Origin of the sequence: Cellvibrio sp. KY-YJ-3, assembly GCF_008806955.1 — a bacterium.
Lineage (GTDB): Bacteria > Pseudomonadota > Gammaproteobacteria > Pseudomonadales > Cellvibrionaceae > Cellvibrio.
In genome coordinates this window covers 123,253-140,289 of the sequence record NZ_CP031727.1, presented here as the reverse complement: position 1 = coordinate 140,289, position 17,037 = coordinate 123,253, and the positions used below count along the sequence as shown (strand labels likewise).

The following is a 17,037-nucleotide window of genomic DNA, read 5'->3' as shown; positions in this document are numbered from 1 at the left end:
GGCCGGTATGTTTTTCAATCACAAGCTTGCGCCACAACAGGGCAGTATGCCAGTTGTGTTACCGCGCTCATCTTCGCTTTATAGGCTAAAGCCCTTGATTTTTCTCACTTTTATCAATTTTGCTGCCTGCCATTGGGGCGGGAATAATCAACAAAATTAAAAAAATGTTGACCTCCATACCTACCGGTATGTATAGTTTTGCGAAATGACCGGTTTAACCCCGCCGATTTTGTGTCCAGGGAGTTTTAGCTTGGCATTGATTTGCTCAGGAGCAACAGGAGACTATCATGAGTAGCACAATTTTCCCCCGCAAGTTTTTAACCCTCAGCGCATTGGCCATACTCACAGGTATCGTTGGTTTTTATCATGTCACTGGTGTGGAGGCCTCGGCAGCTGCGGCCGTACCACCTGCGCCAGCGGTAGATGTAGTGATTTTGGAACCGCAAGAGATCCGCACCTGGGCCAGTTTCTCCGGCCGTTTAGCGCCGGTTGAAAGTGCGGCCATCAAGCCCTTGGTGAGCGGCACCATCCAGCAAGTACTGTTTACTGAAGGCCAGCAAGTGAAAAAAGGCCAGCCGCTGTTTGTCATTGATCCGCGCCCCCATCAAGCATCGGTGCAGCGCGCCCAGGCGCAATTAGCCACGGCCCAGTCCCGTGCCAAACTCGCACAGGATGAATTGAATCGCGCCCAACAATTAATCGCCGCCAAGCTGGTGTCGCAAAGTATTTACGACTCCGCGTTCAGTACCCATCAAGTTGCGCAAGCCGATGTAAAACAAGCGGAGGCGGCCTTAAGCCAAGCAAAGCTGGATTTGGAATACGCCCACATTAGTGCGCCGATTAGCGGTCGTGTTGGTCGTGCGGAATTAACGGTGGGCAATGTGGTAGAGGCGGGAGCCAACGCACCACTGCTCACGCAAATTGTGGCTAACGACAAACTCTACGCCGAATTTAATGTGGATGAAGCCACGTATATCCAGTTCGTGCGCAACACCAAAAATACGCAGGACATGCCTGTAGAGTTAACGCTCGCCAGCGATAGCAGTGTCACCTACAACGGCAATATTTCCGCCTTTGATAATCGCCTGGATACCAACAGCGGCACCATTCGCGCCCGCGCTATTTTTGATAATAAAGATGGCGCGTTAACCGCAGGTATGTTTGCCAATGTGCGTTTGGGTTCGGCGGAAAAAATTCAGGCGTTGTTAGTGCCCGAGCGTGCAATTGGCACCAATCAAAGTAAAAAGTTTGTGTTGGTGGTGGATGAAAATAATACCGCCACCTACAAAGAAATCACCTTGGGTGAGCATCACCAGGGGCAGCGCGTCATAGTGGCCGGCGTTTCTGCGGGCGATAAGGTGATTGTGAATGGCCTGTCCCATGTGCGGCCGAATAGTGTAGTCAATCCGAGTGTGACACAAGCGGGTACTACGGCAGCGGTGGCATCCAGTCATTAATAGCAACACGCGCATTTAATCCCAATTGTTTTTGTAATGAGTTGCATCGGTGTTCGGCACCGGCGCTCTCCAAGCTCATCAGTTAATTCACTATTTTTCTCTCGCGTTAGATTTATTTTCGCAGCTATTTTCAAATTTATTTTTGGCCCATTTGCAAGCAGGCTCACCATGAACATATCCAAATTTTTTGTGGATCGTCCCATTTTTGCCGGCGTGATTTCACTGTTGATTTTTATCGCCGGTTTACTCGCCATGTTTCAATTGCCTATATCGGAATACCCGGATGTATCGCCACCTTCGGTGGTGGTGAGTGCGTCCTATCCTGGCGCTAACCCGAAGGTCATTGCTGAAACGGTTGCTACGCCCTTGGAAGAGCAATTGGCGGGCACTGAAAATATGTTGTACATGTTTTCACAAGCGACTACCGATGGCCGCTTGACCTTGACCGTCACTTTTAAAATAGGCACCGATGTTGACCTTGCGCAGCAGATGGTGCAAAACCGTGTTTCCCAAGCGCTGCCACGTTTGCCGGATGTCACCCGCCAGCGCGGTGTTACCGTCGTAAAAAGCTCGCCCGATTTAACCATGGTGGTGCATTTAATTTCGCCGGATAAAAGTTACGACGAACTTTATTTGCGCAACTATGCGCTCATGAACATTAAAGATGAGCTCGCCAAAGTGACCGGTGTAGGCCAGGTGCGATTGTTTGGTTCGGGCGATTACGCTATGCGTATTTGGTTGAATCCGGAAACCATCGCCGAAAAAAATCTCACTGCGAATGATGTTGTTAACGCGATTCGTGAACAAAATGTACAAGTCGCGGCCGGTATGATTGGCGGCGCGCCGGTTACTGATTTGGTGGATGTGCAATTGCCCATCAATGCCAAGGGGCGTTTGGATAATCCGGAAGAATTTGGCGAAATTATTATCCGCGCGGGCGCTACTGGTGAAATTACTCGCTTGAAAGATGTGGCGCGCATTGAAATGGGTGCGTCAGAATTTAGTTTGAATGCCATGTTGGATAACCAACCGGCGGTGGCGATTCCTATTTTCCAATCGCCCGGTGCTAATGCCATTCAAATTTCCGATGCGGTGCGCTCAACCATGGCGCAATTATCCGAGCGTTTTCCGGCGGGGGTGGAATATAAAGTCGTTTACGACCCTACTATTTTTGTAAAAAGCTCCATCAGCGCGGTAATCAAAACCTTGCTCGAAGCACTGGCATTAGTCGTGGTGGTAGTGATTTTATTTTTGCAAACCTGGCGCGCATCCATTATTCCGCTGCTTGCCGTTCCTGTTTCAATCATCGGTACCTTTTCGTTGATGTGGGCCTTTGGTTTTTCGATTAATACCTTGTCACTGTTCGGTTTGGTGTTGGCGATTGGTATCGTGGTGGACGATGCCATCGTGGTAGTGGAAAACGTGGAGCGAAATATTGAAGAAGGGTTAACGCCACTTGCGGCCACTTATAAAGCCATGCAGGAAGTGAGCGGGCCGATTATTGCGATTTCATTGACCCTGGTTGCCGTGTTTGTACCTATCGCCTTTGTGAGTGGTTTGACCGGACAGTTCTATCAACAATTTGCGTTAACTATTGCAATCTCTACCGTGATCTCTGCTATTAACTCGCTGACATTAAGTCCGGCATTAGCGGCGATTTTGTTAAAAAGTCACGATGCACCCAAAGATCGCCTGACGCGCATTATGGATAAACTCTTTGGTCGCTTTTTTGGTTGGTTTAATCGCAGTTTTAATCGCGCCTCCGGTGATTACTCAACCAAAGTCGGGAAATTATTAGGCCGCAAAGCAATGGCTGTAGGCGTTTATGCGGTGCTGCTGGCGGTGACGGCGGTCGGTTTTAATATTATTCCCAAAGGATTTGTGCCCGCGCAGGATAAACAATATTTAATCGCTTTCGCCCAGCTGCCCGATGGCGCCACTCTGGCGCGCACTGAGCAAGTCATCCGTGAAATGGGTGAAATTGGTTTGGCCGAAGCCGGTGTGGAAAGTGCAGTGCAATTTCCAGGCTTGAGTATTAATGGTTTCACCAATAGCTCCAGTGCCGGCATTGTGTTTTTAACGCTGGATGCATTTGATGAGCGCAATGGTGCAGATTTATCGGCCGCGGCTATTTCGCAAAAGCTGCAAATGAAATTTGCCGGTATCGAAGAGGCATTTATTGCGGTATTCCCTCCACCACCGGTGCGCGGTTTGGGAACTACTGGCGGTTTTAAATTGCAAATTGAGGATCGCGCTGGTTTGGGTTACGAAAAGCTGGCAGAAGTTGTGGCGCAAGTGCAACAAAAAGCCATGCAGCGCCCGGAATTAGCCAGTGTGTTTTCCAACTACAAAATCAATGTGCCGCAATTGTATGCCGATGTGGATCGCACCAAAGCCAAACAGCTCGGCCTGAATGTGAAAGAAATTTTTGACACTATGCAAATCTATTTGGGTTCGCTTTATGTCAATGATTTCAATCAATTTGGTCGCACCTATCAGGTTATCGCCCAGGCAGATGCGGAGTATCGCAATACCCCGGCGGATGCACTGAATTTAAAAGTGCGTAATGTGCAAGGCGATATGGTGCCCTTGGGTTCGGTGTTGACCATGGAAGAAAGTTACGGTCCTGAAAGTGCCGCGCACTACAACGGCTATTTAGCAGCGGATATTAACGGTAACGCCGCGCCTGGCTATTCCAGTGGTCAAGCGCAGGATGCGATTGATGAAATTCTTGATGAAGTGTTGCCCAGTGGCATTGTGTATGAATGGACTGATTTAACTTATCAAGAAGTACTGGCAGGCAATACTGCGATTTATATTTTGCCGCTGTGTCTGTTGTTGGTGTTCCTGGTGCTGGCCGCACAGTATGAAAGTTTGGCATTGCCACTGGTAGTGGTGACTATTGTTCCGCTCTCCATTTTGTCTGCACTTTTTGGTGTGTGGATTACCAACGGCGACAACAATATCTTCACCCAAATTAGTTTGTTTGTGCTCGCCGGTCTCGCCAGCAAAAACGCCATTTTGATTGTGGAGTTTGCGCGCGAATTAGAGCAGCGCGGCATGGCAACCTATGAGGCGGCCATTACCGCCAGCCGTATGCGGTTACGCCCGATATTAATGACCTCTTTTGCTTTTATTATGGGTGTATTACCGATGGTGTTCTCTACTGGCGCCGGTGCCGAAATGCGCAGTGTAATGGGCATAGCCGTTTTCTCCGGCATGTTGGGCGTGACTTTCTTTGGTCTGTTTTTTACGCCGATGTTTTATGTGCTGTTGCGCAAGCTGGAAGGTAAACGCAGTTATAAAGTTGAGGGGAAAGAAGAGCTTTCACCCGCACCAGTGCATACCGGTACGCCTGCCGTTGCAAGCCATAAGGAGTTGCAATCATGAATATTTCATCAGTTTTTATAAAAGGTTTTGTTGTCGCTGTGTTGCCCGCCATGATCAGCGCCTGTCACAGTTTTAAATCGGTTGAGCAGTCTGCGCAGTTCGCTCAGGTTCAGCCGGCGCCGGCAGCATTTGTATTGCCTGCGTCGGCCAGTGAGCAGCAGCCGGTTGCGGCATGGTGGGCGCAATTAAATGATGAGCAGTTGAATCAGTTAATTGCCAATTCGCTGCAACAAAATCATTCCATCCGTATTGCGCAGGCATCGCTGGCGGAATCCCGCGCGTTGTTGCGCAACAGCAAGTTGGATCGCTATCCCACAATTGAAGCCGGTGTGAGTGGCGCGCGTCAAAAGCAGAGTGCAGATATTGTTGGCGATGTGGATTCACGTATCAGTGAGACCTATCAGGCCGGTTTTGATGCAAGCTGGGAGCTGGATATTTTCGGCCGTGTCCGCAACGGTGTGAAATTATCCAAAGCACAGCTCGCCGCACGCGAAGCTGATTTACAAGCGGCGCAGGTTAGCATTGCGGCGGAAGTTGCCGGTGCCTATATCAGCTTGCGTGGCAATCAATATTTGTTGGATGTCGCGCTGCGTAATGTGCTCAACCAACAGGAAACTTTGGAACTTGCCCAACGTTTTTCTGAAGTGGGGCGCGGCGATCAACTGGATGTGGCGCGTGCCGAGGCGCAGCTGGAATTAACCCGTGCCAGTATTCCTGCGTTAAATGCGGAAATTAATATTGCCTTGAATCGCATTGGTGTTTTAACCGGGACGCCGTCGGCGGAATTAAAAACGGCCTTGGCGCTGGTGAAATCGCTGCCGCAGATTCCCGCATCCTTTGCGGTGGGTAACCCGACAGATTTATTAAAACGTCGGCCCGATATTCGCCGCGCTGAACAAGCGCTGGCGGGTGCAGTAGCGGAATACAATATTCGCGTAGCGGATTTGTATCCGAGCGTCACGTTCACTGGTGGCTTGGGTTATTTGTCCAGCGATTGGACGCGCGTGGGCAATAGCAATACCGATACCTTTTTATTCTCGCCGCGCATTGAATGGGCGGCGTTCAATCTGGGCAGGGTAGATGCGCAAATCGATGCGGCTGATGCCCGCACCCAGGCGCGTATCGCCGAGTTTGAGCAACAGGTGCTTACTGCATTAGCGGAAACCGACAGTGCACTGCAAAACTTTACCCGCGAAGAAGAGCGCCGTACCAGCTTGCAGCGCGCCTTGCAGGCGAGCAATCAAGCCGCAGTATTTGCCCGCAAGCGTTTTGAAGTGGGGAGCAGCGATTTTCTGACGGTGTTGGATGCGGAGCGGTCGCAGTTAACCCTCAGTGCACAATTGGCGCAGAGCGATATGCAGGTGCTGTTAAATTTGATTGCGGTGTATAAATCCCTTGGTGGTGGTTGGGAATTTGCCCAGCAATCGGCGCTGGCTACACGCAATTAGTTTATTTATCGCCAGTAGTTATTGTTGCAATCCCTGAATAGTTTTCCTTTTTTGCCCGTGGCTGTCCCCTTACAGTCATGGGCTTTTTTGTGTGGGGCGCTATACTGACGGCTGCTTGAAATTTATTGGCTAGGGCCCATTTCACGTTTTTTATTGCCTGTTAAGGTGTGGATATTCTATGAACCCGGTTCAAATTAATTGCCCCCATTGTTTTGCCACCAACCGTTTACCCTCCGAACGGCTCACCGATAAGCCCAATTGCGGTAAATGTAAGCGCCCCCTGTTTGTGGGCAAGCCGCTGGAATTAAATCCGGGCAATGTTGCCAACACCTTGGAGAAAAATGATATTCCGGTGTTAGTGGATTGCTGGGCGCCCTGGTGCGGCCCCTGCCAAAGTTTTGCGCCGGTGTTTGAGCAGTTGGCGGCGCAATCCGAACCCTATTTGCGCTGCGCAAAATTAAATACTGAAGCGGTTCCTTCTATTGCCCAGCGCTGGGGAATTCGCAGTATTCCAACGCTGATTTTATTTAAAGGCGGTAAAGAAGTGCAGCGTGTATCTGGCGCTATGTCCATGCAGCAATTAAAAGCCTGGTTGGTGCAGGTGGGTGCGTTTAATTGATTTGGCACTATGAATGTCGCGCAATAAAAAAGGCCAGCTATTGGTGCTGGCCTTTGTGTTTTCAGGGGAATCAAACAGTTAAAAAAATTACCAATAACGCGGCAGATTTTTTTTAATTTCGATATACCCCGTGCACTGCTCTATGTAACCGCCAATCAATAATTGTTTCATGATCCGGCTCACCATTTCGCGCGACGAACCCACCATATTCGCTATGTCCTGATGGGTCACTTTGGGGTTGTGGATACGTTTATCCTCATCCGATAATTTTTCCAGCGTGCTGCTCACGCGTCCGTACACATCCAGCAAGGCTAAATCTTTTACGCTATCGGTCAGTTCGCGCACGCGGCGGGTCAGTTCGGTAAGCATCATCAATGCGAAGTCGGGGTACTCGCGCATCAGCTCGTGCACGCTGGCTTTGGGTAGCATCAACACTTCACAATCGCTCAAAGTTATTACCGAGGCCGAGCGTGGTTGGCCGTCCAGCAGCGACAGCTCGCCAAAGTAATCGCCATCCTGCATGTAATTTAAATTTACCTGGCGTCCTTCGTCATTGGTCAAGTAGGCGCTCACCGTGCCTTTGCGAATTACGTACAAATGGCTCGACTCATCCCCCTCGGTAACCAGCACGGTATTTTTAGGGTACTTGCGCAATACACTGTGTTTTTCCAGCTGCGCAAGATAATGCGCTGGAACGGCGGCGAATAAACGGACGCTCTGCAACATGGTGGTCTAGTTCCCAGTAAAGAAAATGAATTGTTATTGTCATCAAAACACACAATAATCGCCACTACTTATGCCCATTTTTGCCGGGCAAGGATCATAATTCCGTTTTATATTTCCCCTATTGTCGCACGGAGAGCTATCGGCCTATGGCTGCTGCAGATTCACGCCATTGTGAACAGACTCTCATGTTCACGGATATCGTCGGCTATTCGCGCCTTATGGGGCGCAATGAGGCCATGGCGATAGACATGCTGGGCGAGTATCGCAATATTTTACTCTCCCATATTGAAGCGCAGGGCGGCCAATTAGTGGAGTGTATTGGCGATGCGATTTTTGCGCGTTTTGACACCGCCGCCAGTGCTACCGCTGCCGCCATAGCCATTCAACAACACCTGCAAACCTTTAATACACTGCGCGACAAAAAATTACCGCGCCTGCAAACCCGTATCGGCTTGCACAAAGGTGAAGTTGCACTGCGCGACAATGCGGTTTTTGGTGACACAGTAAATATCGCCGCCCGCTTGGAGCCCCTCGCTGTTGCCGACGGTATTTGCATTTCGCAAACCGTATACGATGAAATCCGTTACAGCCTTTCGGCGCCCGCCAAACGCCTTGGGGGGCAGGCGTTAAAAAATATAGAACAAAAAATTCGGGTTTACCTTATCAAGCCCGCGGGCATAAATTGGCGCGATCACCTGCATTATTTTCTGCGCGGCCTCAATAAAAAAATTATCGCCTATCGCTACCCATTAACCGCTTGTTTGCTCGCGTTTATCGCCGCCGGTTTTTATTTTGTTCCGCGCTGGTTGGTGCCGGGTTATGCCGCCAACTATGTGGAGATCGCCGACTTCCAAAATTTAATGAATGAAAAGGCCGATGCCGATTATTTCTCCGCCGGGATCACCGAAGCGGTGCGCTCGCAATTAGCAGATATGCGCGATGTTTATATTGTAGATTCCAAAGAAGGTATTCGCGCTCCCATTCGTTTGGAGGGCAGCGTACAGCGGCTCGGCGATAATCTCCGCATCGCCTACCGTTTATTTCGCCGCAAAGATAATGTGCAAATCGCCGGTGGAAAATTGGATGGCACCTATCAGGATATTTTTATTTTGCAGGATAGGTTGGTGGGGGAAATTGCGCGGTATTTGGCGGATGAATTTGACTTGCAAAACTTTCGGCCTGCACCTTTGAGGTTGACGGGGGATGTAACGGCTTATGATTATTATTTGCGCGGAATTGAGTATCTTGCAAAATCTCCTTCTCATGAAACTATAGATTCTTCAGTTCAATTATTTAATACATCATTAGTTCATGATGAAAAATTTTCTTTGGCAAATACTGGGCTGTGTGAAGCTTATCGTCTTAAGTACGAACAGGTTAAGTCGGCACATTGGTTAAATGAAGCAGAGAGATATTGTCTGAGAGCACTAGAATACGATGACAGGTCTATAAAAGCCTACAAAGCGATAGGGCGAATTTATTCAGAGATGGGTAGATATGATGCTGCAACTAAATATCTTGAGAAAGCTATTTCGATCAGTGCGGACGATGTTGCGGTGATTGTTGAATTGGCTGCTGTATATAACGATACAGGTGAAAAAGAAAAGGCTGAAAAACTTCATATTGAAGCTATAAGAAAATTTCCTGAAAATTGGATTGCGTATGATGGTTATGGTTATCATTTGTTTAGGAATGGAAAATACAATGAAGCTATAGGTATATATGAGAAAATTCTTGATATCACGCCGCATAATACTTTGGCACTAAACAATATTGCAGCTATGAATCTGTTCAATGCCAACTTCGATAAGGCCGCTCAATATTTCAGTATGGCTGCAGAATTAGAGCCGCACAGCATGATTTTTGCAAATATTGGAAGCATGTATTACTTATCCAAAAATTTTGACCAAGCTTTGCTTTCATATAAAGAAGCAATGAGGCTGGAGCCTGAAAATTATCAGTTCATGGTTTATGTTGCTGATACCTATAAATACATTCCAGGGAAAGAAGATCTGGCTATTTTCTATTTTAAAAATGCAATTCAGTTGGCTCGTAAAGAAATTCAGATTAACCCTAATATTGCAAAGAGCTACCGTTATCTCGCTATTGCTCAGGCCTATTTTGGTAAAATTTCTGATGCCGAAAATTCTATTTCTTTTGCATCTAAGTTGGATGGAGAGAGTATAGAGGTGTTGTCGTGTAAATTGAGGGTTGCTATTGCCGAAAAAAATGATGGAAAAATAAAGAGTTATGCTAAGAAATTGCTCGAATCTAAGTATTCAGATAAATTGCTGCTCGCTAATCCTGACTTTGGTGTACTAAAGGAGCCAAGATTTAGTGATTTATTTGATCGGACTCATTAACTACATTTAATAAACCGGGAGGTTTAATATGAAATTTTTTATCAAGTTGATTGCGCTATGTGGTGTTCTCATTGTTACTGGCTGTTCAGCTATCAGTTCGGAAGTTAAAAATCATCACACTATTTATCCTATGGCTGGAACCAATACTGCGGTTGTGGGTATTGGTGTTGATAAAAACGGGATTCCGTTTGTGGCCGCTAAAGAAATTATTGTTGCCCCAGGGCAAAAAATCCTTTTTGCTGGGCCGGATGAGTTCACAGTAACATTCAAGAATAAGAAAAGTCCTAATCGAAAAATAGATAATCCATCCAGAGGCGGCGTGGTTAAAATTGATGTTCCCAGTGAGGTTTTTGATCAGCGCGAGTTTGTAGAGGAATATCGTAAAAATGGCCAGCTCAAGTTTAGCTACGGCGTTATTGTTAATGGTAAAGAGCTTGATCCAGAGATTATTGTAAGGCGTCATTGAATATATACTTCAATTGTAATCTGTCCAAAAGCGACCCCGGTGGTCGCTTTTTTATGTGAATAAATCACAATCCTCTCTAACAATTTGTCACAGTTTTCATCCTCTCGTTCGGGTATGGTGGCTGTTGTAGCAGGGCGTCTGCAGGGATAGGCGAGCGGAACAGCGGTTTTGTCGGTCAGGGACGGTCGGGTTATGCCGGTTGGCAGGGCGCCCGGTTACGTTTGCGGCAAAAGTGCTTATCTTGCAAAGGAGTCTTGCAAATGAACCGGATTCATCTATTCCTCTTATTTGTTATTTTTCTGTTAATCCCCCTCTCTGTACCCGTATTTTCCAGTGTAATGCCGGCAGTTCAGCCCGGCTGTGATACTGCTGTGCAGGAACCTGCTGGCGGGCGTGACTGTGCGGCGGGCGCCGTTCTGGTGGCGTCGGTGCCGGAAGTGCCGGTGGGTGAGCTGGCTGTGGCGCAATCTGCCGCTCCCGCAGGGCTGCAGGATTTTATCCAGAACGATCAAACCCATGGCCGCTCCCAGTGGCTGTTATTGGCGATTTTTGCGGGGCTGATTTTGTTGGCGGCGCGCATTGCTCCCTCTTTGAAATAATTTGTTATGGATGCCCGCGTTGGCGGGCATGACGAAAAACGATTGTTTTAGGTGAATAAATCACAAAAAACCAGCGGATTTTGATACGGAGATCCTCCAGGGTTAAGGCCACAATGGCTCTATTGTCCAAGTGCAAAGGTTGCGCGACTGGGCATAAAAGGAGCGGCACCTAGTGCCAAATGTTGGTTATTAATCTGGAAGGATCTCATCATGAAAAAGTCTCACGCTATTGTTAAACCACTCACTCATGCAATCTTGATTGCAATCTCCTGTTCTGCTGGCGGAGTTCTGGCAGATACGGATAAAAAAACCGAAGTTCCCCGTATTGACACCGTGGTGCGTATCGACCCTGTTTTGGAGCGTATGGCTGCAGAACAGGCGTCGCTGCCGGTGATCATCATTTTTGGCGAGCAACCCCAGCGCGCTATCGCCCGTAAATTAAATGCGCAATACGAGCGCGATATCGATGGTTTGGCGGCGCGAGTACGGGCTATTTACGATCGCTATCTCACCAAGGAAACACTGGCCAGCAAAGACAAGGAAGTCGAACACAGCAAGTTGTTGGCCCAGTACATTACCGATGCCGATAAAAAAGAAATCCGCGCGCTCAATGAACAGCGTGAAAGCCTGATGCGAAAAGTTCGTCAGGAAATTGCACGCGAATCGGAGCTGGCGGTAACCCGTGTGCAGGAATCGCAGTTGGATGCCATCACCCGCTTGGGTGCCAAGGTGCAGGAAAAACTGGTGACAACTAATGCCATCAGCGCTGTTATCCCGGCTTCAGCTTTAAAGGAACTTGGCGCACTGCAAGGTGTAGCCGAGGTTATCTACAACACACCCGGCAAAGCCGAATTGGATAATCAGGCGGCATCGCTCGGTGCAGATACCTGGTGGAATACCGGTTTCGATGGTGGTATCTGGGATGTAGGCGTGATCGATGATGGTGTGCTGGAAACCCATACCGGCCTGAACACCCACACCTTCTATGAAAATTTTGCGGGCAATGGCAATCACGGTACCGGCGTGGCCTGTATGTATGCAGGCACCGATGCCACCCGTCGCGGCTTGGCCTTTGGGTTGGATTCTATCCTGGTGGAGAATGCCGGCGATGAAGCGACCACTATGGCCGGTGCGGATTGGATGCTGCGCTCGGCGGGCGATGATCCAGAAGTGATTAACTACTCCTGGGGTAATGGCGATGCGACCGGCAGTGATTGGCATCCGCTCTCGCGTTTTGTGGATGGTGTGGTGTTTGATTACGCCACCAACTGGGCCAAGTCAGCGGGCAATCAAGGTTTTGGCACCAACACCATGACCGTGCCGGCCACCAACTACAACGGCCTCACCGTGGCAAACATGGCGGACAACAATACAGTGTCGCGCGCTGATGATGTGATTACCGCCTCGAGCAGCCGTGGGCCAACCGTGGATAACCGCAAAAAACCTGACCTGTCTGCGCCGGGCAATCAAACCCGCAGTTGTAATGCATCCGGTGGTTATTCGGACATGGGCGGCACCAGTTCAGCGGCGCCCAAAGTCGGCGCAGCGACACTCTTATTGACTGATGCCGGTAACTGGGATCCGCGCTCCATCAAAGCGGTGCTGATCAATACCGCCGATTCCTGGGAGGATAGCGACACCCAATCCACTGCCGATGACGGTCCAAAAACCGGTAAAGAGTGGAATAAAACCTACGGTTGGGGCTATCTGGATTTGGCGCACGCTCACTTCCATCGCAACGACTTTTTTGCTAACTCGGTCAAACCCAAAGGGCAATCCGGTAGCTTCAAGCTCTACAAGGGCACAATGTATAACGGCGATAAGGCAACGCTGGTGTGGGAACGAGATGTGGATTACAACAACGCCGCCACGCCAACCAGTTTCCGCGCGCTGTCGGATTTGGATTTGAAACTTTATTCAGAACCAAGCAATAGTCAGTTGGATTCAGACACCAGCGTGCGCGACAACGTGCATCAGGTAGCAGCCACCGCGACTCAATCGGCTGTCGTCAAAGTATATGCTTACAGCAGTGCTTTTGATGGTGCGAGCAGCGAGCCCTTCTCGCTGGCGACCGAAGAAAATTTTGTCGCTGCTACCGGCCCGGTATTTTCCAACAGCATCACTGCACCGGCGAGTGTACTTACAGGCACCAACTTCACCTACACAGTGGCGGTGAAAAATACCGGTGATTTGGACGCGCACAATGTAAACGTCAAAATCAATTTACCGGCGGGATTCTCGCTGGTAGCTGGCGCGCAAACCCAAAGTGCGGGCAGCATTGCTGACGGTGCCACCAAAAACCTGAGCTGGACGGTAAAAGCACCTGGCTATGCCATTACTTCCACCAGCATAAGCGTTAGCACTACCAGCCTCTCCTACGGTGAAAGCTTTACCGGCTCAGCGAGCAAGGCGATTAGCGTGAAGCGCTTGGTGCTTACTCTGCCTTAAGTACAAGCTCCGACGCGATTAAAACCTGATGCCATACTGGCATCAGGTTTTTTTGCTTATTAACAGATGACAAAGCGGTGCCAAGCACGCAGAATTCAGCTTCAATCTTCATGCAGCTGACAACCCATGTATTCGATATTACCCGCCATAGTGGCGTTTCTATTTTTATTCTTCGGCCTTTATGTGGCGCACTCCAAAGGTTTGAACCGAGTGACGGCTGCGTTTTTGATTCTGTGTATCACCACGTTTTTCTGGCAGTTTGTGTGGGCGATTTTGTTTCAGGTAGAAAACGAAAAACTGGCGCAAAACCTGATTGATTTGGGTTGGTTGCTGATTTTATTTTTGCCGACCAGTTTGTTTCATTTTCTGGTGGAGTTGACGGGGCAGCAAAACCATAAACGCAAAGTCTATGCCTCTTATATCTTTTCTATTTTTCTCGCTGCAACTCATGTCACCACGGATCTGGTCATTAATGGCAACTACCATTATTTTTGGGGCTTTTATCCTAAGGCTGGCATTTTGCACATACTGCATGTGTTGCAGACCAGTACGGTGGTGGTTTACGGGCTGTATCTCGCCTATCAAAAACAAAAACTGGTGCAAGCCGGTGAGAAAACCAAGCTGCAATATTGCAGTGTAGCGCTGCTGATTTTCTCGCTCTCGGCGGTGGATTATTTATGCAACTACGGTTTTGAATTTTACCCACCCGGTGTGGTGTTTATCGCGGTAGGTCTGGGCTTGATTGCGCTAGCCACTGTGCGCTACCACGCGATGGATGATTCGCGCATGCTGGTGGCGAGTATCGCCCATGAAATGCGCACGCCGCTGGCGTCGTTAAAATTACAGGCGCGGGTATTAACCGAGTATCTACCGGAACTGATTGCCGGATACAACCTCGCGCGCGAAGAGGGGTTGTTGAAGCAGTCAATCAGCGAACAAACGCTGGCACATTTGGGACGCACTGCCAAAATTCTCGAGCGCGAGGTGGTGCAGGCTAATCACGCCATCGACATGCTCATGGCGTTAACCACCGCCCATTATTTAAATGAAAAGGATTTTAAACATTTTTCCATGAAGGAATGCGTTGAGTTGGCGGTGAGCCGGGTGCCTTATAAAAACGATGCAGAAAAGATCGTTAATGTCGATGTTAAAGCCGATTTTGTGGTGTTGGCCTCTAACGAATTTCTCACCTTTGTATTGATCAACCTGATTAAAAATTCGCTGGATGCATTGCGCGGCAAAGAGCGCGGCAGCATTAATATCACTATTATTGCGGATCAGGCAGGTAATCGGCTCGAGTTTTTGGATAATGGTGTTGGCATAGATGAAAAAATTCTGCCGCACATTTTTGATCGCTTTTTTACTACCAAAGACCGCAGCAACAACTCGGGTGTAGGGCTGACATTTTGCCGCAAGGTGATGGAATCTTTTGGCGGCAATATTACCTGCGAATCCAAACTGGGCGAATACACCCGCTTTACCTTGTCATTTAAAAAGTAAGCGCCGTAGCGCCAGGGCAAGTGTTAGTGCAACTTGCCCCGGTTGGCGACAGGGCTGATGTGCGGTTGTGCGGTGCATATTTCATGTTGCGGAATAACGGCGCAGTAATAATTGGTTTTGCCTGTTACTTTCTGTGCGGGATAAATATTCACGCTGTGATTAAAACTTTCCGGTTCGTAAAAGCCATCCTCTGAGTTGAACAGGGGAATGAAGTCACGAGAGGCAATGCGCTGGATCAAATCGCTGGGTGCATCCTCTTCTTCCAGAATTTTCAAGTGCTCGGCAATATCCTCTTCGGTGTAAATCAAACAGAGTGATTCACTGCCATCGCGTGTTTGCAAGGTAAAGCGCGAGGGATTGGACAGGTAAAAATATTCTTTGACATCCAATTCGCTGCATACCTTTTGAAAATAATCGGCCAATTCTGCGTCGGCAAAAAATGGCGTGTTTACATCTACCGCTTCATTTTTAATGTGGCTGGTTAAATCCTGAAAGTAGGCATTTTGTAATTTGTTGATGGCGTTGGTCAGCTGTTCCAGCATGTTTTCATCACTTTTTTTAATGTAGTAATGAATAATATTTTCGTTAAATGCGGTGACTGCGTCGCTGGGTGTGGCATGGCCGGTTAAAAGTATTTTTTTGATGGCCGGATTATTTATTTTTTTGCAAAACTCAATGCCATTCAGTGACGGCATGGAGAAGTCGGCAACCACCACGGAGATTTCCATGTCGCGCTCATTGTTGCGCTGTTTTAAGTGGGAATGATTGAGTACCTTTTTGACCCACTTGTCGGAGTCGCCTGCAAGCTCAGGGGCGTTTTTGTTGTGGCTTGAGCGGGTTGCCGGCTTGGGTGCATTAATGTACTCGAGGGCGGACAGAGCATTATCAAACAGCTTCAGGTTGTACTCGTTGGAAAAAACCATATCCAGCGAGGCAAGAAAATCCGGATTGTCGTCAATAAACACGATTTGTGCAGGATAAAAAAACAGCGGTATCTTGGATTTCAAGGTGGTGTCCTGTTATCGGCGAATGCGTTGATGGTGGCGGTTGAGGGTTATTGTTGGGCGCCTGACTTAAATATATACAAAAGATCTGCTTTTATACAGCCGCTCGTGGGATTAATCCCGCGATCTGCTGTGGCTAATCCGCGATAAAAGCAACGTCCTGGCTACAGTTATAGCAGCCAAGACGTTGGATGTGGTCTATCAGCGTAGTTATAAGTGCACCCTTTTCATTTTGTTATGCCGGGTTGTCGCTGGTTAAAGCGTTGTGCGGTTTACTTCAAATCGTCCAAATCGATATCCGTGCGCTCAAACTTTTTGATCTTGCGGATGATCTGGTCGGGCAGGCGTGCAATGCGTTTTTCCTTGTCGGCAAATACGATTTGCTGATAGCCGCGCGATGCCAGTTCATCGTTAATATAAAAGCTGAACAGCAAGTAGAACGAACATTTTTGAATGTTAAACGCATTGAGTGAGCAGGTGACTGTCTGGAAGGGGAAGGCCTCTTTCAGGTACTCATTGTGCGCGCGTTTGGTAATAAATACGCCTTGATCTTGCAGCATATCGTTAGAGATGCACTCAAAGAACCAGCGCTCTCTCACTGCACCTTGCCATTCAAAAAAGTTGGAGAAATACACGTTCTGTGTTGCATTGGAATGCTTGAGCGACGTTTCAAATTTTTGATAGTAAGTTTGCGGCGCAATTGGCCAGGCTTTGGCAGTTGGAAAGCTGTTAAGAACGTCGTCAGCACGGAAAGCAACAGAAGAATTAGTAGTTTGCATGATTGAATCCTCATTCGTTTAAAGGTCGGTTATGCAAATGAATTGTTCATTTGCTGACCTAGAGTAATGAAGCGCCAAACAAGACACCACCGTTTGTGTCCCAGCAAAAAGCTAAATAAAATTTATGTCGCCTAAATCATCTTCTGTGCGATATTTTTACGCAGCAGCATAAATTTTTATGTTCACAGTATTTGTTTGGCGTTTAAATCATTTTTAATTTGTGAAAATCAGAGCGCCA

General features: G+C 48.2%; 12 protein-coding genes. 9 read left to right on the top strand and 3 right to left on the bottom strand.

The annotated features are described in order from the left end of the window. Positions 1 to 287 precede the first annotated feature (287 nt). The 4 genes from D0B88_RS00625 to trxC all read left to right on the top strand — a co-directional run bounded on the left by D0B88_RS00625 (position 288) and on the right by trxC (position 6,914). The gene (locus D0B88_RS00625) at positions 288 to 1,457 is read left to right on the top strand and encodes an efflux RND transporter periplasmic adaptor subunit (protein ID WP_151054334.1); all 1,170 of its coding nucleotides are present in this window, start codon (positions 288 to 290) and stop codon (positions 1,455 to 1,457) included. Between the two features lie 168 nt (positions 1,458 to 1,625). Further along, on the top strand, positions 1,626 to 4,847 hold the full coding sequence (locus D0B88_RS00620; protein ID WP_151054332.1) for an efflux RND transporter permease subunit: 3,222 nt from the start codon (positions 1,626 to 1,628) through the stop codon (positions 4,845 to 4,847). Continuing rightward, positions 4,844 to 6,295, top strand: coding sequence for an efflux transporter outer membrane subunit (locus tag D0B88_RS00615; protein ID WP_151054330.1), 1,452 nt, complete (start codon positions 4,844 to 4,846; stop codon positions 6,293 to 6,295). Before D0B88_RS00620 ends, D0B88_RS00615 begins: the two co-directional genes overlap by 4 nt. A 178-nt stretch (positions 6,296 to 6,473) precedes the next feature. Then, positions 6,474 to 6,914 carry a thioredoxin TrxC gene (trxC, locus tag D0B88_RS00610; RefSeq protein WP_151054328.1) on the top strand — a complete coding sequence of 147 codons (441 nt, stop codon included), beginning with the start codon at positions 6,474 to 6,476 and terminating at the stop codon, positions 6,912 to 6,914. Between the two features lie 87 nt (positions 6,915 to 7,001). On the opposite strand, the gene D0B88_RS00605 is transcribed toward trxC, so the two are convergent. Beyond that, positions 7,002 to 7,640, bottom strand: coding sequence for a Crp/Fnr family transcriptional regulator (locus D0B88_RS00605; protein WP_007644567.1), 639 nt, complete (start codon positions 7,638 to 7,640; stop codon positions 7,002 to 7,004). Positions 7,641 to 7,786: 146 nt separating this feature from the next. Between D0B88_RS00605 and D0B88_RS00600 the strand changes: the two genes are divergently transcribed. From D0B88_RS00600 to D0B88_RS00580, 5 genes are all read left to right on the top strand, one after another. Next, positions 7,787 to 10,003 (top strand): tetratricopeptide repeat protein, encoded by a 2,217-nt coding sequence (locus tag D0B88_RS00600; RefSeq protein ID WP_151054326.1) that lies wholly within the window; start codon positions 7,787 to 7,789, stop codon positions 10,001 to 10,003. 28 nt (positions 10,004 to 10,031) lie between these two features. Beyond that, a complete protein-coding gene (locus tag D0B88_RS00595; RefSeq protein ID WP_225318471.1) occupies positions 10,032 to 10,469 on the top strand; it encodes a hypothetical protein in 438 nt (145 codons plus the stop codon). Positions 10,470 to 10,729: 260 nt separating this feature from the next. After that, entirely contained in the window at positions 10,730 to 11,068 is a 339-nt protein-coding gene (locus tag D0B88_RS00590; protein ID WP_151054324.1) for a hypothetical protein, read from the top strand. Positions 11,069 to 11,278: 210 nt separating this feature from the next. Beyond that, entirely contained in the window at positions 11,279 to 13,516 is a 2,238-nt protein-coding gene (locus tag D0B88_RS00585; RefSeq protein ID WP_151054322.1) for a S8 family serine peptidase, read from the top strand. Positions 13,517 to 13,642: 126 nt separating this feature from the next. Then, complete coding sequence (locus tag D0B88_RS00580; protein WP_151054320.1) at positions 13,643 to 15,016, top strand: sensor histidine kinase; 1,374 nt, start codon at positions 13,643 to 13,645, stop codon at positions 15,014 to 15,016. A gap of 23 nt (positions 15,017 to 15,039) precedes the next feature. Here D0B88_RS00580 and D0B88_RS00575 read toward each other — a convergent pair whose 3' ends face one another. Both D0B88_RS00575 and D0B88_RS00570 read right to left on the bottom strand, forming a co-directional pair. Continuing rightward, positions 15,040 to 16,023, bottom strand: coding sequence for a response regulator (locus tag D0B88_RS00575; protein ID WP_007644573.1), 984 nt, complete (start codon positions 16,021 to 16,023; stop codon positions 15,040 to 15,042). A 269-nt stretch (positions 16,024 to 16,292) separates the two neighbouring features. Continuing rightward, positions 16,293 to 16,799, bottom strand: coding sequence for a thioesterase family protein (locus D0B88_RS00570; RefSeq protein ID WP_007644574.1), 507 nt, complete (start codon positions 16,797 to 16,799; stop codon positions 16,293 to 16,295). Positions 16,800 to 17,037 lie beyond the last annotated feature (238 nt).